This window comes from Helicobacter sp. 23-1045, from assembly GCF_053654655.1.
This window is the reverse complement of the sequence record NZ_JBSIUR010000007.1, coordinates 50,235-68,910: the sequence shown is the minus strand read 5'-3', so window position 1 is coordinate 68,910 and position 18,676 is coordinate 50,235. Positions and strand designations below refer to the sequence as shown.

The following is an 18,676-nucleotide window of genomic DNA, read 5'->3' as shown; positions in this document are numbered from 1 at the left end:
TCTTAATAAAATCGCAGAATCTTTATAGCTTCGCAGAATCTCGTGTGCTGTAAATTAGTTTTCCGCCTACCTTTATCGCGCCGTCTTTTTGCAATGTGGCGTTTTTTAGCGATAAAATTTTGCCATTTTCGCTATGAAATGAAAAGTCGTAGTTTTTGTGAAATTCCGCGCTATACGCGCTAAAAACTTCGCTCCAAAAGGCGGATTCCACGCGCTTAAAAAACGCACTCAAAAATCCATTTAAATCCCCTTGCAAAATCGCGCTGACATTGCTTTCTAAATGTGCGAATTTCTGCGCCTCCAAATTTAGCCCTATACCACACACAGCGAAGTTTCCTGCGATTCCACACATTACGCCACCGATTTTTTTATGCCCCAAAAATAAGTCATTTGGGTATTTTAGCCAAATTGCCGAACCCAAATCGCGCAATTCACGCATAAAATTAAAGGCAAAAAAGATTGCACTTGATTGCACTTGCAAGTCCTGCGGTAGCAAATCTAGCGGCAATGCAAAAGAAAAATATAGCCCTTTTTCTACCTGCCTCCATTCATTGCCACGACTGCCAATCCCCGCATTTTGCGCCTTTGCGACAATACAAAGTGGCGAATCTACCGCGCCGCTTTTGATTTGGGCGATTAAGTATTTTTGCGTGGAGGGCAGTGAATCAAAAAATTTTATTTGCATTTTGCGCCCATTTACCGCAAAATATCGCCCACTTTTAATCGCGCTCCGTTTAGATAGGCAGCCGCGCTCATTTTGTTTTTGCCCGCGCTTTGAAGCGATTTTATGATTATGCTACCACTCTCACAGCCCACCACAACGGCGGATTCGCAAATTTCCAAAATCTCTCCCGCATTGTGCGATAATTCCATCTCATTGATTTCCACGCCAAAGAGTTTTAGTCCGTTTTCTAACGCGATTTGCGGGTAAATCTCAAAGGCAAGTGATTTTAAAAAAATCTCTTTTGCGTCTATGAAGCGCACGATTCCATCGCTTTTTGCGAGTTTGTGGCAGTGTGATGAATCGCAGTCATTTTGCCTTAAAGGTGCGATTTGGTTAAGGTGATTTATGACTTTTAGCGCAAGATTCGCGCCCATAACGCTCAAAATCGCACTTAATTTTTCAAACCCAAATCCACCATTTTTCATCGCACTAATGCCTAAAATCTCCCCGCTATCAAGCCTTTCATTCATCTTTATCGCGCTAACGCCCAAAAAATTCTCATCATTTAAAATCATCGCATTTATGGGACTTGCCCCGCGATATTTTGGCAAAATCGAGCCGTGAATGTTGATACAAAAAAATTCATCAGTGATTGCCTTTGGGAGCATTCTCCCATAAGCCACCACAAGCGCAATGTCTGGCTTTAAAGTGCGCAAATCCTCTAAAATATCGCTAACTTTTTGTGGCTGAAAAATGGGGATTTGCGGTGCGTTTTCCACCAAAAACGCCTTTGTTTCAGGCATTTTTAGCTCTTTTTTGCGCCCAAATGGTTTGTCCTCTTGCGTGATAAGCGCGATAATTTCAAAGGATTTTTGTTTTTGGGATTCGCGTTTATGCGATTCGCGCCAAAGAGTTTCTAAAATATTTTTTGCAAAAAGCGGAGTGCCAAAAAATGCGATTTTTAGGGGGTTTGAATCACTTTTTGATTCGCCACTTGACTTTGAATCGTTGCAAGATTCGCTAGATTCGCCTAAACTCATATAATTTCTCCGCATTCAGCGCAAAAAAGCGTCCCTTTTTCGTGTTTGCCATTTAGCAAAAATTCTAGTGTCGGCTCTAAATCAAAGCCCGAGCATAAGAACATTTTGCGCCCTTTTTTTAGCAAAAAGTCCGCCGCATTTAGCTTTGTAACGATTCCACCCGTGCTAAATGCGCTCCCGCCTTGCTTGTCGCCCACCAAAGTTTCAGCGCGAATCTCACGGACATTTTTGATTAGCCTTGCGTTTTTATTTTCAAGCGGATTTTTGTCAAAATATCCATAAATATCGCTCAAAATCACCAGCATATCGGCATCAAAGCACTCCGTAACGCTTGCGCCCAAATTGTCATTGTCGCCAAAATTATCCAAAAACACCATTTCGCCTTGCGTTAGCACATCATTTTCGTTGATAATTGGCAAAATTTGATTTGCCAAAAGCGTCTCAATCGTTCGCTTAGCATATCGTCTTCGCTTTATCGAATCAAATATAAAGCCCATCACAAGCAACTGCGCGGGGATTATGCCGTGCGCTCTTAATGCGTTGCGATATGCCTCCATCAAAAGCGGCTGCCCGATACTTGCCAAAACCTGCTTGTTTTCGATGAGCGATTTGTCGATTTTTAGCTGTGTGTAGCCACTTACAACCGCGCCAGAGCTTACCAAAATCACTTCAAATTTTGTGCGAAGTTTTGCGATAAATGCGCAGAGATTTTCAATCTGCCCTTGCGCTAGGGCGTTGCCATCGGAGATAATAGAGCTACCGACTTTTAGGACGATTCGTTTGATGCCATTCATAAATTAACCTTTTGCAATTTGTTCTTGGGTAATCATTCCGCAGATTTGGTAAATCGCCACAAGGCACGGACCAAAAGTCCGCTATCCTTGTGTCGATTCACCAAAAACTACGAAAGCACTACCGCAATTACTTCGATTGTTTCATAAATTTTGCCTTTTTTCAAATTATAAAAAATCATAATTTTAGCAGAATCTTGCATTATTTTCATTGTAGATTCTGCCAGAATCTAAATAAATTCCCTTGCAAATTGCATTTTTAAAGATTATAATTCCGCTTTTTTTAAGGGAGAATAATGAAAATCTTAATCTTAGGTGGCGGGTATGGCGGACTGAAATGCGCTATCACACTGCAAAAGCACTTTGCAAAACTGCGTGGCAAAGCGCAAATTACGCTAATTTCAAAGCACGACTACCATTATCAATCCACACTGCTTCACAAAGTGGCGATTGGCACTTACAACGCACGAAAGGCGCGCATTTACTTTCGAAAAATCCTTGATTTAGGCAAAATCGCCTTTGTGAAAGATACGATTTTACGCATAGAGCGGGACAAAGTCATCGCGCGATATGCCAAATACGACTTTGATTATTTAGTAATTGCGCTTGGGTTTAAACCAAATACTTTTAATATTCGCGGGGTTAAAGAGTTTGCATTCGTCCTACATAGCGCAAATACGGCACTTCAAATCCGCTCACACATCGAAAATAAATTCAAAGATTTCAAATTTAGCGATGATAAGTTTGACTTGCATTTTAATATTTGTGGGAGCGGATTTACGGGCGTTGAGTTTGCCGCTGAGCTTGCAAATCAAAGCAAAGAATTATGCGATATTTGCGGGATTTCGCGCGATTTGGTGCAAATAAATATCATCAGCAAAGCACCCAAAGTTCTGCCGATGTTTAGCGACAAACTGCGCGATATCGCTGAATCTAAACTCAAAAAATTAGGCATAAATCTAATCGTGGGCGAAGTAATCGAAGTGCAAAAGGACGGCGTGATGGTGAAATGCGATTCGGCGATAAAAGTCAGCGCGAATACAAACATTTGGTGTGCGGGCGTTCAGGGCAATGAAGTGATTGGCAAAAGTGCCTTTGAGTGCAAAAATAATCGCATAAAAGTAAATGAATTTTTGCAAGTGCCAAGTGCACCAAATATCTTTGTCATCGGCGATTGCGCGCTTGCCACACAGCGCGATATTATCCACGCGCCCACTGCGCAGTTGGCAAATCAAATGGGCGAGTTTGTGGCATTTCAGCTTATAAATTTAGCGCGTGGAGTGACGCCAAATGCGCCATTTTCCTTTAATCATCGTGGCACGGTGTGCTCGATTGGGCATACGGACGGCGTGGGATTTGTGTTTCGCTTCAATGTGTGGGGCGAACTCGCGGCGTTTTTCAAAAATATCATTGAAAATAAGTGGATTTTAAGCATTGGCGGGTTGAAAAATGTCCTTAAAAAAGGGCAGTTTCGGTTTAGAAGTAGTTCGTAAAATAAAGGATTTAAAATGGACTTTAATATCGCAGAATCTGAGATTTTGGCGTGTGCTGGACTTTGTGTAAATGACTTTGGTAGCGCACAAAAAGAAGTTTTACTAGTTGGCGTGGAGAATGCGGAGATTTTCAACTCTTTGCTAAAATTTGGCGCGAAAATCCACGCGCTAAATTCAAGTGTGGAGCGTGATAGATTCGCGGAGGGCGTGGAGTTTTATGACTTGGCGATAAATCTAAAAGTGCAAAAATTTGATTTGATAATCGACTTAAAAAGCGCAAACACCGAGCATTATCAAAAGTTGCTAAAAAATAACGGCATTTTGATAGTGGATTTGCGCGATTTAAGCAAAGATGAGATTTTGCAAAAAAAGGCAGATTTTGTCGTGCTTATGCCATTTAGAGTGCAAGAGTGTGGGCGCGAAAAATGTTATCTTTTTGCCTCGAATAAATTTCACCCTTTGGCGGACTTTTCACTGCAAAAGTTAGATATGTGCGGGGATTTGCAATTTTGCAATGCGCGGATTTATGAAGGGTGCTTCGCAATGCCAAATTATGTGAAATCCGCACTAAAAGGCGTCGTGCGAAATTAGTGCGAAAAAATGGCGTAGATTCTGCGAATCGTGCAAAAATCGCAGAATCTAAAAATTCCCCCTCCCTTGCGGAGGGGGTTAGGGGGTGGGTGAAAATCTCAAAAAAATAATAATATAAAAAAATAATCGCAGAATCTGCCCCTACTTCGTCATTGCGAGAGAATGAGCGAATGCGAATTCTCGTGGCAATCCATTAAGATTCTGCGATTCGCACAAAAATCGCAGAATCTGCCCCTATTTCGTCATTGCGAGGCGCACGAAGCGAAGCGAGTGCAACGAAGCAATCCACAAAAAAATCAATACCCCAAAAGCAAAACAATGCAGATTCATTGCAAGTAAGCGATTCGTCTAAAACGCAGAGTCACCCTAATAGATTGCCACGATTTTGCTACGCAAAATCTCGCAATGACGGAAAGTAATGCAGATTCTGCGTTTTTCTCTAAAATTTCGCAGAATCTCTAAAAATCAAACGATTTGCAGAATCTTACACAAAAACACAGAATCTAAATTTGGATTGCCACGATTTTGCGTTGCAAAATCTCGCAATGACGGACAACAACGCCCCTCGTCGTCATTGCGAGGCGCACGAAGCGAAGCGAGTGCAACGAAGCAATCCAAGATTCTGCGAATCGTGCAAAAATCGCAGAATCTCTAACATTTCGCAGAATCTCCCCGCAAAATCGCCCCCAAAAATACCACGCAAAAATTTTTTTTAACCCATTTAATATTTATTTTATATTTTTATGCAATAATTAGAGATTTTAAAATTCAAAAGGGGGTTTAAGATGAAAAAGTTGCTTTTATTATGTGCGCTTCCCATTATGATTTTGGCAAATGGTGGCGGATATCCGCCCGGCGATGGCGATAATAATGTGAAGTATGATGGCAAAATCTATCGTTGCTTCAAATATTTGGGGCATTCATTAAGCTATGCGAGAAATAACGCGCAGTGGGCAGGTCACGGCACATATTGTCTGCCAAATCGCCCCACACATTGCTTGAAATCGTGGCATTGGAGCGTGGATGGCAAGGATGACAAAGTCGAGGAAACAGAGCAGAGCAAAAAATGTCAATTTACAAGTTGCAAGTTAAATGGCGGTGGCAACGACCCAAATGCCCATGTTTTCATAAATGGTGCTGGTAGCTGGAATCCTATAAATACATATTCCTACTGCGCGATTGAGAAAGATGAGCGACACGGCTCGCCAAATGAATTTCTCCAAATGGCAAAATGCGTAGAGAAAAACTCAGGCGAGGAAAAGCCCGCAAGTCTTTGCGATGCGGACGCAATGGGGCAAAACTATTATTACAAACCCAAATGCGATGCAGGCGATGATGAAAAAACTTGCAATGAAAAACTCATCAAAGTAAGCAATTCCCAAAAATGGAATATGCGCTTTTGCTATCGCCCGTGGGAAGGTGGAGCACCCGGTGGCGGAACCATAAAAGTATTTTTGGATAATCAAGGCGGACAAACCGTGCGTTTTAGAGGATTTACAAATAATATGGGGTGGAAAAGCGGACCTTGCGAGCAGATGGCACTGCCAATCACTAGCGGTGGCACACCACCACCCGACCCTGATAAGCCAAAAGAGCCACTTGGCAAACTTGTCATTATCGACTGGGAGGATAGCAAACAGGCGATTTCCAAAGTCCATACAAAAGTCTCTGGCAACTCTTATGACTTTAAAATCTACGCAGAATCTGGCAGTATCGATAGCGGACTGAAATCCGCCACCTGCCAAATCACAGATTCGACAGGTGCGCAAGTTTTCCATCAAGGGAATGCTGGAAGTGCATTTAGCTGGAATAGTCTTTGGGCGATGAAATACAGCGCACCAAAATCCGCAATGCCAAAAAGTGGCAAATACAAAATCAAATGCGTTGGCGAAAATAAAGATGGAGATTCTGCGGAGGCGGAAGTGGAATTTTTGGTAGCACCGCATTTGTATCAATTCGGCGTGGTTAGCTTGGACTTTGACAACGATGGAAATCCCATCAGCGAACCGCTCAACACACAAGCAATAAAAGTGGAAAATAAAAAAGTCGAAACGCTAAAACACAGCAATGACAATTGGAAAAGAAAACCCGTGATAAAAATCAACAAAGAGCTAAAACTCCAAGTAAAAGAAGTCATCGCCTACACTGCCGATGGGAAGGTGGATGAAGGCGTGGATGTATCAAGCGATGTGAATGGTGTAATCAGTATGCAGCAAGATAAGAGTAAATCCACCACACAGGCAATCACAAGCGAGACGCCACTAAAAGGTGGCATACCAAATGTTAGCAATGCAAGCGGTGCGTGCGCCATCACTCCGACTATCACTCCAAATGAAGCAGAAATGACGCTAGGAAAAATCGCAAACGCAGAATCTATCGCCACACTTAGCGCGGATAATGCGCTAGTGGCGAATGCGGAAGTGCTGATTTTAGATAGTGTTTTGCAAGAGCAAATAAAACAGCAAGAGGCATCCGGACTTTGCGATGGCAGTGGCGGGAAGTTCCCCTGCCCGTATCCCGGAGCGATTAAGGCGGAGTTTGAATATCAAATCGTGCCAAGCGATTTTCAAGTGGAGCTAAAAACGCACAAAGGGGCGGATTTGAAAGTGCTATATTTGGGGCAGGGATACACGCCTGCGGTAGAAAAGGGCGTGAAACTTGTCATAACCGCGCTAAAAAAGGAATTTGACGCGAATAATCCAAATAACGAAGTTGCAACGACATTTAGCAACAACTGCGCCGCGCAAGATATGACTTTTGCCCTAAATGCGGCAAATGGGACGATTAAAATCGAGTTAGTCGATAAAAGCGGAAAGGTCGAAACCGCCAAAGTGCCGTATAGTTCCTTTGTAAATGGCAAAATCACGCTAGATGACGCGATACTAAAAGTCACTAAAAACAACACGCCATTTACGCCAAATATGAAAAGCGAACCCATCATCATCGATAAAAATACTTTGCAAAATGATATGGGATTTTTTGGATTTGAGAATAGTTACTATCCAAAATACACAAATATCGCAAATGCAAATTTGGATATGGTGATTTTGCGTGCGCGAATAAATGCGATTGATACGGACAATGCGCCAAAATTCGGCACGGCAAATAATAGCAAGGTGCTCTATGAGTTTCAATGCGAGTATTGCGACATTGGCAGGGTTTATAATATCATCGGACGCGGTGCGTATGATAACAAAAAAGATAGAAGTCCCACACAGCAAGGATGGTGGATTGATAGGACTTTTAGCGAGTATAACGCCGTGCAGGTGGAGAAAAATCGCTCTGAGATTGAGAACTTAGGCAACACGCAAATACGAATGATTAGTGGCGTGACAAACGGAATGCAAGAGATTGCATATAGTTTTTTAAGTGCGGGGACTTATAAACTAAACATTCTGCACGGCAACTTCGTAAATGGCGCGACACCCGCCTCTATGCCGAACTTTTTGCTATATAATGCCTATTGGAATGAAAATGTAAAGTGGCACACAAACGCATTTATTTACATAAAAGGCGAAGCAAAAGATGAGCAGCGCAACTATGGAATAGACACCGGCGGAGCGAAAAACACGCGAAGTGGCGGAAGGACGGGGAAATATTAAAGGCATTTAGATTCTGCGAAATTCGTATAAAATCGCAGAATCTAGTGCGAAAACGCAGAATCTAAACTTTCCCCCTCCCTTGCGGAGGGGGATTAAGGGGGTGGGTAAAAAATCCCGTCATTGCGAGAGAATGAGCGAATGCGAATTCTCGTGGCAATCCACCCACGCCGTCATTGCGAGAAGTCGCACTTTGGGCGACTTCGTGGCAATCCATTTTAAGTTATATACTGCTTTGGTAAATCAAAATTTATTTTACAACAACAAAATATCGCAGAATTTCGTGCGAAAACGCAGAATCTAGCGCAGAATCTACCAAAAACGCAGAATCTAGCGTAGAATCTTATCAAATTCGCAGAATCTAGCATAATTTTCCCTATAAAATTCTCTTAAATCATCAAGCAAAATTCGCTTATTTTTTGCGGTAGATTCTGCGTTTTTGGTAGATTCTGCGCTAGATTCTGCGTTTTGGCGCACCACTTCCCACCATAAAAATCCATTTAGTCTTTGCGCTTTCACGCCTTTAAGTTTCGCGCAAAGTGAGTGAATGTCAAAAATCTCGCCATTGTATTGCGCCCTGCCATTTGCGGTGAGATTCGCGCTTTTAGATTCGCTACCTTTGATATAGAGCGTCTCCCCCACGCGCAAAAGCCCACACTCTATCAAATCGCAAAGATTCACACGCAAGGGCTTTTCATCAAATTTCGCCCTTGCAATATCGCTATTTTCAAATTTTACGCTGTCGATTCGCGCCTGTCCTGCGTGGATATACTGCTTGTTTTGCTCACACATTATGTAGCTTCGCCCAAGCCTCTTTGCCACCACCGCAGTTGTCATACTCCCACCAAATGGGTCTAGCACAATGTCGCCTAAATTGCTACTAATAGCGATGATACGATACAGCAGAGATTCGGGCTTTTGTGTGCTGTGGAGCTTCTCGCCACGCGCATTTTTTAGTCGCTCATTTCCACTGCATACGGGGATTTTCCACACTGAGCCAAGCTGTTTTCGCGCACCTTTGGCAAAATCTATGATTTCAGCGTTTAGCTCTTTGGCGGTTTTGTAGTGAAAAGTATAGCGACTTTTTTTGCTTTTTGTCGCCCAAATAAGCGTCTCGTGGGAGTTATTTAGGCGTGTCCCCATAAAATTTGGCGTGGGATTGCTTTTGTGCCACACAATGTCATTGATAAACCAAAAGCCCAAATCCTGCATAATCCCGCCAATGGTGTAAATGCACTGCATAGAGCCAATAACCCAAATGCTACCATTTGGCTTCAAAATGCGCCGACACTCCGTAAGCCACGCACGAGTAAAGTCGCTGTAATCGCGTGTCGAGCCAAATTGATTATCCCATACATCATCACACCCGCTAAAATCACTCCCCTCTGGGCGTTTAAGCGTCCCCTCCACACGCATCCAATACGGCGGGTCAGCGAAAATCAAATCAATGCTTGAATCAGGGAGCGTTTTTAGTAACTCTAAGCTATTGCCGTGTAAAATCGTGTTTAGGGGGAGAATTTGGGATTTTAGATTCATAGTTTTTTATGCGGTATTTCTAATCGCTCTAATATTTTCTTAAAATCCGCCAATGAATTTTTATTGTTTTTTAATTCCAAAAATTCTATATTTAAAGATTTTAATTGATTTTTATTTTGCAAACTCAAAGTATCGGCGATAAAAATATTTGTATCTCTTGCAATTATGGCATCCGCGGATTCTGGATTTCCTTTGCCCATTAGTTTTACTTCCACTCTATAAATTTTGCTTTTATCTTTATTAAAAAGTTTAAAATCCACTTCTCTATCAAAATCTAATTCTACATTCTTCTTAGAAATATCTGCGTTTATAAAATCTTTTGGCACTCCGCATAAACGACATAATTCCAACATTAAAGGTTTTTCCACTCTTTTTCCAATGCTGCTCCAAGCTCCGCCACGCAATGCAATTTTCTTTGTGGCAAGAGCGTTTATAACAAGCAAACTCTCATTTAAATTTAATTCAACGCTAATATTTTTATAAGAAATTTTTATGCTGATTCCTATATTTTGCGTTTCGTTTCCAAGCGAATCTAAAATAGATTCCAAATAATCAATATTGCTATTTGCGACATTTATCATAATTTCTTTTGTCGCGCTTCCGTAAATATTGCTAATTGTCTTTTTATTCATTCCTGCAAAAATCGCCGCGTCATCTGGTTTGATTTTCTCATTGTTAATAAAATTCTTTTTATACCAATCTAAATTTATATTTGTGTCATTCATTTTAGCGTTCAAAATTTTCTTAAAAAATTCCAAAGCAAAATCTAAAAATTCAATATTGATTGCGTTAATGACTTCCTCTCTATAATCTTTCCCGCTAATAAGTTTATCTATCGTTTGTTTAATTACTATTTCATTAAATCTCATAAAAACCGCTCTTTTTTAATTTTTCCGCATATTCTTTATTTTGTTCGCAAAGCAAAGGCATTCTATTCATTTTTATCGCAACTTTTCCAAATGTCCCGCTTCCTGCAAACGGGTCGCATACAATATCGTTTTTAAAAGAATAGTATTTCAAAACCTTCTCGCAAAGTTCGGAGGGAAAAACCGCGGGGTGATTTTTGTCCGATTTTGGCGAAATATACCAACAATTTGTAGAATCGATTTGCTCGTCATTTTTAAGATTTTTGTTACCTAATTTTGTATGGGCTTTAATATTTTTATCAAGTAAAAAAGGCGAATTTTTGCGATAAACCATAATACTTTCCGTAATGCAATTTGGTTTATAACTTAATGGCTTTTTAGTTTGCAAATAGCCCGCTATGCGATTTGGGACAGAATACTCGGGCTTTATCCAAATAATTTCATCAATAAAATAAAATCCCGCTTCTATTAAGATTTTATGAAAGTCAAAATGTATTGGATAGCGAATCGATTCAAACTCTCGCCCCGCTCTTTTGGTAATCACAGGCGAAACATTGATAAGTATAAATCTGCCGTCCTCTAAAATTCTATTGCATTGTTGTAAGGTTTCAAACATAAAATTTAAATATTCCTCATAGCTTTTATAGTCGCTGTAAATTCTCGCGTTATAATATGGCGGAGAAGTGAAAATCAGTTGGATTTGTTTGTCGTGGATTGTATCAAGCGTAGTTCTATTATCGCCGATTAGAAGTGATGGTTTTGTGATTTGTTTTTCTTGCGATTGTGTGCTTTGTCGTTTTTGTCTAAACTCATAATATTCAAACATTTTTTGCATAACTTCATTTTGATAATGCGCCAATATTTTATCGCGCAAAATTTTAAATCGCTCATCATCTTTTGCTTTATATAATGCCGTGCGAAACATTTGATACACAACTTCCATATAATGTGCGCCAAACGCTTCTTTTGCTAAAAATTCATAGATTTTGTCATTGTTTTTTTGTCTGCCGATAGATGAGACAATCTCTCGTTTTAGCTCGATTTCAAAATCCTCATAAAAAAGTTTTAGCAAATTTTCAAGGTTAGATTCACTGCGCTCTAATCCAAGTTTTTTGATTGATTCTAATGTGATTTTTGGCTTTTGGATTGTTTTGATAAAATCCAAAGAAATAGATTCGGCGGTAGAATGCGTAGAATCGCTATAATCAAAAAGCGCGTTTGTCATCTTATATCCTTGTAATTTTTTGGTATTTTATCGTATTTGAAATTATTTTTATCACAAATCCGCTATCACAAATCCGCGCTCTTACCGCCTATGCAATCCGCATTCTTTGTGGTCGGGGTTTTCCCACCACCAGCGTCCTGCGCGTATGTCCTCGCCATCTTTGATTGCGCGGGTGCAGACATTGCACCCGATACTGCTAAATCCCTGCGAATACAGCGCATTTATGGGGAGATTCGCGCTTTTGGCGTAGTCCCACATTTTGCTATCCTCCCAATCAAAAAGCGGATTGATTTTTTTTAGCGCGAAGTTTGCGTCATTTTCTATGAGTTTCGTTTGTGCGCGTGTGATGGATTGTGCGATGCGGATTCCGCTAATCCACGCGATTTTTCCACTCAACGCTACTTTGAGTGGCTCGATTTTACGCACAGCACAGCAGTGTTTTCGCTTCTCTACACTCTCGCGCATTCCCCACTCGCCAAGCTCATTTTCTAACGCCAAAATCGCCGAATCCTCCGCGCTAAACGCCTTTATCTCAATGTCAAAAAATCGCGCCACCTCCGCTTGATATGCCAAACTCTCATCAAAAAGTTTCTTTGTATCAAGGGTAAAAACTTCCAGATTTGCCCTATTTATCCCCGCTTTTAGCGTCAAATCTAGCGCGATTGTATCCTCGATTTGGTGTGAAAACGCTAGGGCGATTTTGCCCCCGCCAAATCCACTGCCAAATCCACCGCTAGAATTTTTGCTAGAATCTCCGCCCAAAACCTCGTCCAAAACCTCGCGCAATCGCGCTATATCGCTATTATATAACATACTCACTCCAAGATTGCTCATCGCTTCGATAAGCTTTAAGATTTAAGAAATTCACATAAATTATCTCAATGTTTTTGGTGCGAATCTCATTTAGCGTCCCCTTGTCGATTTGCGCTTCTATCACTTGCGCGTCCGCACCTACGCCGATTTGCACTTCTAAGATAATCCTATCGCCTAAGATTCGATAATGCAATATTTTGCCCTCGTGTGAGCCGTATTTTTTGCTAAATGAAATCTCAATGTCGTGCGGACGGACGAAAAATGTTTGATTTGATTCTTTGTTTGCTCCGCTCTCCGTTACCACTACGCCCTCTTTGATTCGCGCTTTGAAAAGATTGACATTGCCTAAAAAGCTATATACGAATGGATTTGCAGGGTGCTCATAGACGGCTTCGGGTGTGCCTACTTGCTCGATTGCCCCAGCGTTCATTATCACAATCTCATCGCTCACTTCTAGGGCTTCCTCTTGGTCGTGCGTTACAAAAATGCTAGTGATGTGAATCTCATCGTGCAACCGCCGAAGCCACTTTCGCAAATCCACGCGCACCTTTGCATCAAGCGCACCAAATGGCTCATCAAGCAACAGCACCTTTGGCTCGATTGCCAAAGCCCTTGCAAGTGCCACGCGTTGCTTTTGTCCGCCACTAAGTTCGCTTGGGTAGCGTTTGGCAAGGGATTCTAATTGCACCATTTTTAGCAGTTCGGCGACTTTGTCTCTTATCGCTTCTTTGCTTGGGCGCGTGGCTTTGGGGCGCACACGCAATCCAAAGGCGATATTTTCAAACACGCTCATATGCTTAAAAAGCGCGTAGTGCTGAAATACAAAGCCTATGCCACGATTTTTGGGGCTTTGACTTGTGATGTCCTCGCCAAAAAATCGCACCTCCCCACTATCGGCAGATTCAAGCCCTGCGATTATGCGAAGTAGCGTAGTTTTCCCACTGCCACTTGGTCCTAAAAGCGCGGTGAGTTTGCCCTCTTGCAATGTCAAATTGATATTTTTCAGCGCGTGAAAACTCTCAAAGTGCTTACTTAAATTACGGATTTCTATGCTCATTTTGTCCTTCCTTTATTGTGATTTAAATTTGCGCAAATCTTGCGAATCTTGCGAAACTTTTGGGTTTGTGATACCAAAATATGCGTTGATTTCATCTTCAAACATCACAGTGTCTTGTAGCTCTTTGGGCTTTTTGCCTTTTTGGTAGAGATAAAATTCATAGAGCGAATCAAGTCTTGCAATATCTATGCTTTCATTTGGAAAAACAAGCCTTGTGTAATTCACCTTATTTCGTGAAATATACTTGGTTTCTATGCCGTTTGCTTTAAGATATTCGTCTAACATACCAGCATACCAATGTGTGTCATCTGCAATTACATAAAAATCATCTTCTCCCCATTCCTTTTTAAATCTATCTATTTCATAACCAGTAGCAATTATTCGAATCACGCACTTATCGCAATCCACAATGAAATCTTTGGGCGAATCTTTTTGTGCGGATTTGTCTAAATTTGCACTTGAATCTGCACTAGATTCGTTAGATTCACTCTGTGAATCGTTAGCATTTATCATTTGTGATTCTCCAGAATCTGCACTAGATTCAGCTTTTGAATCCTTTGAATCCCCACACGCGCTAAACCCCAAAATCGCCACGAAAATCAAAAATATCAAACCTAATTTTTTCATTTTCACATTCATTTTATTTGCAACTTTGCAATTTCATTGTTTGTATAAGTTTATCGCCTTTGTAAATCACTAGCGACTCATCGTGCGTTATATGGTAAGTGTAGCCTTGATTTACAAACTCATATCCAGCATATTTGTAAGCTATTATCGCCTTGCCTTTGAGCGTGATAAACTCGCCACTTTGTTTATTTAGCCCGATATATGCGACTTTATCGCAGGATATATCGCCCTCACCACAAAGCTCAATGATTTTTATCCAAAATGTGTCATTTTGAAAGGTGCATTGTTCGCCAAATGGCACAAAATCCGCCCATAAAATACTTGCCAAAAATATCAAACCCAACTTTTTCATTTTTTACTACTTCTCCCTTGCAAAATTTTAAGCATTTTGTTATCAGGTTTGTATTCGCAACCACAGCCTTCACTTTCAGCTAGTGAAATCGCACTTATTCTTTCTTTATTTTTCATATATGGATTCGCACCTTTTTGCATAAGCAATTTTGCAATTTCATAAATCTTATCGTTGCTCTCACACTCAGACGACCTAATCTCACAATTCATATCTACTGCTATAATCAGTGGCGTATCGCCATTATCATAGCGCATATTGACATCGAAATTTTTATTTTTCACCAAATATAGTGCTATGTCAAAACGCCCACTATACACGCTTTTGTCAAATGCACTGCGACCATTACAATCCGCCGTATTGACATTTGCGCCACTTTGTAACGCTTGCTTTATTGCCTCAATATCGCTTTTTGTTGCCTTTATATTACTTTGCCATATCGCTTCGCATAATAATTGATTTTTGCTTAAATCTTGCGCAGATTCACTTAAATCTTGCGAATCACACGACAATTTTAGCTGTGAGCTGTGGATATAGCCATAGATTGCCTCTTGGGGCTTTTTGGCATTTAGTGGGTAGTAAAAGACTTCCAACCATTTATTTTGTGGCAATTTTTCAATCTTTGTATCAGGTGGATAATCCGCCCATAAAATCTCATCATTTTCAGCTCCACAGCGCATATCCTCGCGCTTAATTTGTGCGATGATATTGCCATTTGGCTTATCGCGTAGATTTACAAAGCTATCTTTTGAGCCGTATTTAAGCGATATAAACTCTCCGCCGTCTTCGTAATGCTCATATACCTTGCCAAGTGGGCTAAATTCTATAAGCGTAGCGTAAGCATCGTGTCCCGCTTCGCCCTCGCCATAAAAGCTATAATCTTTTAAGCGCACTTTAGCGCGAATCCTACTCTCGCCTAAATGCTTATCCGCAATCGCTTTGGGTAAAAATACTTTTTTGCTATCGATTTTTAAAAGCACACCAAAATCTAATCGCTCAAATTTGACTTTAACCTTACTGCAATCCAATCTTTGCATTTTCTCATCAAACACGCCACCATCGCAATAACCCCAACGCAAAAAAGGCAAATCCAAATTGTTATCAGGGTAAAAGCGCGTTTGAAAAAAGTTTTCATCATATTCGTTATGATACGCGCTTACAACTACGCCTGTAAGTTCTACTTCACCACTAAAACAAGCCATATTCGCAAATTTATCAGCGCAATTTATGCGTTTGAGTGTGTTTTTACTCATCACGCCTTTATTGCTTAAATATGGCTTACATTCATAGCAAAAATCTGGCGGAAAAGCAAACGCCACTTGTGCTAAAAATCCTACTATCAACAACGCTAAACTTAATTTTTTCATTTTTTATCGCTCCATTTTTTGATTTAGATTCACATTTTAGATTCACGCGAATTATAGCCAATTTATTTGCACGACACTTTTAGCTGTGAGCTGTGGATATAGCCAAAAATTGCCTTGCTAACATCAAGATAATCTCCCATATCATTCTTTGTTATCATTTCTGTTATTTCTATTGTGGGCAGGTAATATACCTTTAGCCATTTCTTTTTGCCACTAGCAATTTGTCCCATTGATTTAGTATCTTCATCTATGAGATAAATCCTGCCTTTTTCTTTACCACAACGCATATCTTTGGCATAGATTTTGGTGATAACCTTGCCATTTGGCGAATCGCGTAGATTTACAAAGCTATCTTTGGAGTTGTAGTGCATTATAAGCAGTTTCCAATCTGTATTGCCTTTAAAAATACTATATACGCCCGAATATATGCAACTGTCGCATTCGCGCATACCTACGCAATCCGTCTCATCGTAATGCTTTAGTTTATGTATATATTTATATTCCTCATTTGCAAAGGGTGTAGCCTCCATAAGCGTAGCTTTTATATATAAATCATTATCCATATACCCGTATTTATGTAAATATTTGTAATCTTTTATTTTTATTTTTGCCATTATGCCTACACCACCAAAAGTGCGCTTTTGCAATGGTTGTGGTAAAGTTGCACTGCCTTTTGTAAGTAAAATTACATCAGTTAAGCTAGGTTTTCCCCACTCCATAATAGGTAAGCGAAAATTCTTATCTAAGACGACATACAATATATCGCCAAGCCTAGATTCCTCGCGCACTAACATACCGATAACCTCTATCTCGCCACCAAAGCAAGTGTAGCCCTCATCTAAATCCTCTTTACTTTGACATTTTGTCTCTTGCAACTTATATTCAATGTTGTTTTTGATGATTATTTGCGTGGTTTTATTTGTGCTTTCTTCTAACTTATCTCTCCATTCCGTATATGCGAAATTAACGCCACCAAAGAGCTGTCCCCCATATACAAAGGCTACAAACGCTATGATTTTTACTATTTTGCTTACATTTTGCATTTCTCACACTCCGTTTTAATCTAAAAATTTTAAAAGCGCGATTTTAGCAAAAAATTCGCCTTTTTTAGATTAGTTGTCATTTTATATCCTTTGTAATTGTGTGGTTATATCAACAATATTCATCTATTTATTTGTCCTATCCATTTGATAATATTTCCCTTATCGTCAATTTCTACTTCTAAATCTTTGTATTTATTAAAAAATCTTGGTGCTAAAATTTCATTAAAATATTTTGTGCCTTTGGGTGTTCTACTTACCCAAAATCTATATTTATCCCAAAATTGCGGAGTATCCCAAGCAGAGTAGATATAGTCATCATCGCTCATATCTTTATATTTTGTTCTAATTTCTATCATATCTCTATTATAGGCATTTGTATAAAAGAAATTGTCCCTAAAATATACCCAAGCTTGATATTTATCCACTTTTTGATTAGATAGCAGATTCTCTTTTTTATCTTGTAAGCCGCACATACCAAATTCTATATATCCAGCCAAAAAAAGTTGTCCTACGATATTTATATATTCACTAGCATAGCTAGGCTTGGCGTCATTTTCCAAAAGATTTTTATCTAAATCTCTTGGATATTCTAAAAATTGGCTATCAAGTTCTCTAATGCCATTATCCTCCCTAAAAGGTCCCGTTACTAAATCTAAAATCATATACTCAAAGCATTCTAAAATATCCACTTTGACAAGATTTGGAATCTGTAAAAAAAGTTCTAGTTGCCAACCGCTTTTATCATAAGCAATATTATTTAAAAAATCATAAAACAATATGGATTTTATTTCGTTTATTACTCTACCAATCGCCATTTTCTTACCTTAATTTTATTGTTTGTTGTATTTTTCATTATATTTGAATCTAAAATTTTAAAGACACAATTTTAGCGAAAAATTTATGCGTTAGATTCGCACACTTTTTAGATTCACGCCAACTTCACGCGAATCTAAAGCACAGATTCACGCTAGATTTATGGCACAATCATAATCTTTGTGCCGACTTTGACACTCTCATACAATTCTTTGATTTCATCATTTAGCACCGCGATACAGCCATCTGTCCAATCACCCGCCACATAGCTTAACTTCCCCAAAAATCCAAGCCCATTACGCAATCCGTGAATCTTTATATCCCCACCAGCACTCACGCCACGCGCCTTTGCCTCTGCCAAATCCGCGCTATTTGGGTAAGAAATGCCTAGATTTAGAAAAAAGCGCGATTTTGGATTTTTGCTATCGATGAGATAGAGCCCCTCAGGCGTCTTGCTATCGCCCTCTTGCATTTTGTGCCCTTGTGGATTGCCACCTAGCGCGATATGATAGGTTTTGGCGACATAGATTTCGCCATTTGTAGAATCTTTTGCCAACACTTTTAGCACTCTATCGCTTTTTTGGACAAGCAATGAATCGATTGCATTGCCTTTGAGTGCGGAGTCTAGCGAATGCGAATCACTAGGATTTATGCTTGAAATTTTCGCGCTTATAATCGCACCCAAGCCCACAGCGCACACCGCCACGACAATTACAATTGCTAAACTTAATTTTTTTATTTTTGCACTCCCATTATTTTGATTTGTATTCGCAGCAATCTTAAAAAACCTTGCGCTGATTTA

The 18,676-nt window shown here is 40.0% G+C and carries 22 protein-coding genes; 4 read left to right on the top strand and 18 right to left on the bottom strand.

Features of this window, described 5'->3' with window-relative positions; translation table 11 throughout:
- Positions 1-22: 22 nt before the first annotated feature.
- Genes ACWIUE_RS08155 through proB form a run of 3 tightly spaced genes read right to left on the bottom strand, consistent with a single transcriptional unit; the run spans position 23 to position 2,498 of the window.
- On the bottom strand, positions 23-685 hold the full coding sequence (locus ACWIUE_RS08155; protein WP_454136227.1) for a biotin--[acetyl-CoA-carboxylase] ligase: 663 nt from the start codon (positions 683-685) through the stop codon (positions 23-25).
- 11 nt (positions 686-696) lie between these two features.
- Positions 697-1,719: a methionyl-tRNA formyltransferase gene (locus ACWIUE_RS08150; protein ID WP_454136226.1), complete on the bottom strand. Its 1,023-nt coding sequence runs from the start codon at positions 1,717-1,719 to the stop codon at positions 697-699.
- Positions 1,701-2,498 (bottom strand): glutamate 5-kinase, encoded by a 798-nt coding sequence (proB, locus tag ACWIUE_RS08145; protein ID WP_454136225.1) that lies wholly within the window; start codon positions 2,496-2,498, stop codon positions 1,701-1,703. The genes ACWIUE_RS08150 and proB overlap by 19 nt, the downstream gene beginning before the upstream one ends.
- A 293-nt stretch (positions 2,499-2,791) precedes the next feature.
- Here proB and ACWIUE_RS08140 point away from each other — a divergent pair, with 293 nt between their 5' ends.
- The 3 genes from ACWIUE_RS08140 (at position 2,792) to ACWIUE_RS08130 (ending at position 4,918) form a co-directional block, all read left to right on the top strand.
- Positions 2,792-3,988, top strand: coding sequence for an NAD(P)/FAD-dependent oxidoreductase (locus ACWIUE_RS08140; RefSeq protein ID WP_454136224.1), 1,197 nt, complete (start codon positions 2,792-2,794; stop codon positions 3,986-3,988).
- 15 nt (positions 3,989-4,003) lie between these two features.
- The gene (locus ACWIUE_RS08135; RefSeq protein ID WP_454136223.1) at positions 4,004-4,579 is read left to right on the top strand and encodes a hypothetical protein; all 576 of its coding nucleotides are present in this window, start codon (positions 4,004-4,006) and stop codon (positions 4,577-4,579) included.
- A gap of 162 nt (positions 4,580-4,741) precedes the next feature.
- Positions 4,742-4,918 (top strand): hypothetical protein, encoded by a 177-nt coding sequence (locus tag ACWIUE_RS08130; RefSeq protein WP_454136222.1) that lies wholly within the window; start codon positions 4,742-4,744, stop codon positions 4,916-4,918.
- A 126-nt stretch (positions 4,919-5,044) separates the two neighbouring features.
- Here the strand turns inward: ACWIUE_RS08130 and ACWIUE_RS08125 are convergent, their stop codons facing one another.
- Positions 5,045-5,197: a hypothetical protein gene (locus ACWIUE_RS08125; RefSeq protein WP_454136221.1), complete on the bottom strand. Its 153-nt coding sequence runs from the start codon at positions 5,195-5,197 to the stop codon at positions 5,045-5,047.
- Positions 5,151-5,282, bottom strand: coding sequence for a hypothetical protein (locus ACWIUE_RS08120; protein ID WP_454136220.1), 132 nt, complete (start codon positions 5,280-5,282; stop codon positions 5,151-5,153). The genes ACWIUE_RS08125 and ACWIUE_RS08120 overlap by 47 nt, the downstream gene beginning before the upstream one ends.
- An 82-nt stretch (positions 5,283-5,364) precedes the next feature.
- On the opposite strand from ACWIUE_RS08120, the gene ACWIUE_RS08115 reads away from it, so the two are divergent.
- The gene (locus ACWIUE_RS08115; RefSeq protein ID WP_454136219.1) at positions 5,365-8,181 is read left to right on the top strand and encodes a hypothetical protein; all 2,817 of its coding nucleotides are present in this window, start codon (positions 5,365-5,367) and stop codon (positions 8,179-8,181) included.
- 61 nt (positions 8,182-8,242) lie between these two features.
- Here the strand turns inward: ACWIUE_RS08115 and ACWIUE_RS08110 are convergent, their stop codons facing one another.
- From ACWIUE_RS08110 to ACWIUE_RS08050, 13 genes are all read right to left on the bottom strand, one after another.
- The gene (locus tag ACWIUE_RS08110) at positions 8,243-8,395 is read right to left on the bottom strand and encodes a hypothetical protein (RefSeq protein WP_454136218.1); all 153 of its coding nucleotides are present in this window, start codon (positions 8,393-8,395) and stop codon (positions 8,243-8,245) included.
- Between the two features lies 1 nt (position 8,396).
- Positions 8,397-8,546: a hypothetical protein gene (locus ACWIUE_RS08105; protein WP_454136217.1), complete on the bottom strand. Its 150-nt coding sequence runs from the start codon at positions 8,544-8,546 to the stop codon at positions 8,397-8,399.
- On the bottom strand, positions 8,509-9,714 hold the full coding sequence (locus tag ACWIUE_RS08100) for a DNA-methyltransferase (RefSeq protein WP_454136216.1): 1,206 nt from the start codon (positions 9,712-9,714) through the stop codon (positions 8,509-8,511). Before ACWIUE_RS08100 ends, ACWIUE_RS08105 begins: the two co-directional genes overlap by 38 nt.
- On the bottom strand, positions 9,711-10,583 hold the full coding sequence (locus ACWIUE_RS08095) for a CfrBI family restriction endonuclease (protein WP_454136215.1): 873 nt from the start codon (positions 10,581-10,583) through the stop codon (positions 9,711-9,713). The genes ACWIUE_RS08100 and ACWIUE_RS08095 overlap by 4 nt, the downstream gene beginning before the upstream one ends.
- Positions 10,573-11,805, bottom strand: coding sequence for a DNA-methyltransferase (locus tag ACWIUE_RS08090; RefSeq protein WP_454136214.1), 1,233 nt, complete (start codon positions 11,803-11,805; stop codon positions 10,573-10,575). Before ACWIUE_RS08090 ends, ACWIUE_RS08095 begins: the two co-directional genes overlap by 11 nt.
- Before the next feature lie 81 nt (positions 11,806-11,886).
- Entirely contained in the window at positions 11,887-12,618 is a 732-nt protein-coding gene (locus tag ACWIUE_RS08085; protein ID WP_454136213.1) for a phosphoadenylyl-sulfate reductase, read from the bottom strand.
- A complete protein-coding gene (locus ACWIUE_RS08080; protein ID WP_454136212.1) occupies positions 12,608-13,675 on the bottom strand; it encodes a sulfate/molybdate ABC transporter ATP-binding protein in 1,068 nt (355 codons plus the stop codon). The genes ACWIUE_RS08085 and ACWIUE_RS08080 overlap by 11 nt, the downstream gene beginning before the upstream one ends.
- Before the next feature lie 12 nt (positions 13,676-13,687).
- Positions 13,688-14,302 (bottom strand): hypothetical protein, encoded by a 615-nt coding sequence (locus ACWIUE_RS08075; RefSeq protein WP_454136211.1) that lies wholly within the window; start codon positions 14,300-14,302, stop codon positions 13,688-13,690.
- A 13-nt stretch (positions 14,303-14,315) separates the two neighbouring features.
- On the bottom strand, positions 14,316-14,654 hold the full coding sequence (locus ACWIUE_RS08070; protein ID WP_454136210.1) for a hypothetical protein: 339 nt from the start codon (positions 14,652-14,654) through the stop codon (positions 14,316-14,318).
- Positions 14,651-16,018, bottom strand: a complete 1,368-nt coding sequence (locus tag ACWIUE_RS08065) for an ankyrin repeat domain-containing protein (protein ID WP_454136209.1) — start codon at positions 16,016-16,018, stop codon at positions 14,651-14,653. Before ACWIUE_RS08065 ends, ACWIUE_RS08070 begins: the two co-directional genes overlap by 4 nt.
- Before the next feature lie 62 nt (positions 16,019-16,080).
- On the bottom strand, positions 16,081-17,061 hold the full coding sequence (locus ACWIUE_RS08060) for a hypothetical protein (protein WP_454136208.1): 981 nt from the start codon (positions 17,059-17,061) through the stop codon (positions 16,081-16,083).
- A 119-nt stretch (positions 17,062-17,180) separates the two neighbouring features.
- Positions 17,181-17,876, bottom strand: a complete 696-nt coding sequence (locus tag ACWIUE_RS08055) for a hypothetical protein (protein WP_454136207.1) — start codon at positions 17,874-17,876, stop codon at positions 17,181-17,183.
- Between the two features lie 158 nt (positions 17,877-18,034).
- A complete protein-coding gene (locus ACWIUE_RS08050) occupies positions 18,035-18,565 on the bottom strand; it encodes a L,D-transpeptidase family protein (RefSeq protein WP_454136206.1) in 531 nt (176 codons plus the stop codon).
- Positions 18,566-18,676 lie beyond the last annotated feature (111 nt).

Excerpts from the sequence above, each read along its gene's own strand:
- ACWIUE_RS08155 (WP_454136227.1), bottom strand. The coding sequence starts at position 685 with ATGCAAATAAAATTTTTTGATTCACTGCCCTCCACGCAAAAATACTTA.
- ACWIUE_RS08150 (WP_454136226.1), bottom strand. The coding sequence starts at position 1,719 with ATGCGGAGAAATTATATGAGTTTAGGCGAATCTAGCGAATCTTGCAAC.
- proB (WP_454136225.1), bottom strand. The coding sequence starts at position 2,498 with ATGAATGGCATCAAACGAATCGTCCTAAAAGTCGGTAGCTCTATTATC.
- ACWIUE_RS08140 (WP_454136224.1), top strand. The coding sequence starts at position 2,792 with ATGAAAATCTTAATCTTAGGTGGCGGGTATGGCGGACTGAAATGCGCT.
- ACWIUE_RS08135 (WP_454136223.1), top strand. The coding sequence starts at position 4,004 with ATGGACTTTAATATCGCAGAATCTGAGATTTTGGCGTGTGCTGGACTT.
- ACWIUE_RS08130 (WP_454136222.1), top strand. The coding sequence starts at position 4,742 with ATGAGCGAATGCGAATTCTCGTGGCAATCCATTAAGATTCTGCGATTC.
- ACWIUE_RS08115 (WP_454136219.1), top strand. The coding sequence starts at position 5,365 with ATGAAAAAGTTGCTTTTATTATGTGCGCTTCCCATTATGATTTTGGCA.
- ACWIUE_RS08110 (WP_454136218.1), bottom strand. The coding sequence starts at position 8,395 with ATGGATTGCCACGAAGTCGCCCAAAGTGCGACTTCTCGCAATGACGGC.
- ACWIUE_RS08105 (WP_454136217.1), bottom strand. The coding sequence starts at position 8,546 with ATGCTAGATTCTGCGAATTTGATAAGATTCTACGCTAGATTCTGCGTT.
- ACWIUE_RS08100 (WP_454136216.1), bottom strand. The coding sequence starts at position 9,714 with ATGAATCTAAAATCCCAAATTCTCCCCCTAAACACGATTTTACACGGC.
- ACWIUE_RS08095 (WP_454136215.1), bottom strand. The coding sequence starts at position 10,583 with ATGAGATTTAATGAAATAGTAATTAAACAAACGATAGATAAACTTATT.
- ACWIUE_RS08090 (WP_454136214.1), bottom strand. The coding sequence starts at position 11,805 with ATGACAAACGCGCTTTTTGATTATAGCGATTCTACGCATTCTACCGCC.
- ACWIUE_RS08085 (WP_454136213.1), bottom strand. The coding sequence starts at position 12,618 with ATGTTATATAATAGCGATATAGCGCGATTGCGCGAGGTTTTGGACGAG.
- ACWIUE_RS08080 (WP_454136212.1), bottom strand. The coding sequence starts at position 13,675 with ATGAGCATAGAAATCCGTAATTTAAGTAAGCACTTTGAGAGTTTTCAC.
- ACWIUE_RS08075 (WP_454136211.1), bottom strand. The coding sequence starts at position 14,302 with ATGAAAAAATTAGGTTTGATATTTTTGATTTTCGTGGCGATTTTGGGG.
- ACWIUE_RS08070 (WP_454136210.1), bottom strand. The coding sequence starts at position 14,654 with ATGAAAAAGTTGGGTTTGATATTTTTGGCAAGTATTTTATGGGCGGAT.
- ACWIUE_RS08065 (WP_454136209.1), bottom strand. The coding sequence starts at position 16,018 with ATGAAAAAATTAAGTTTAGCGTTGTTGATAGTAGGATTTTTAGCACAA.
- ACWIUE_RS08060 (WP_454136208.1), bottom strand. The coding sequence starts at position 17,061 with ATGCAAAATGTAAGCAAAATAGTAAAAATCATAGCGTTTGTAGCCTTT.
- ACWIUE_RS08055 (WP_454136207.1), bottom strand. The coding sequence starts at position 17,876 with ATGGCGATTGGTAGAGTAATAAACGAAATAAAATCCATATTGTTTTAT.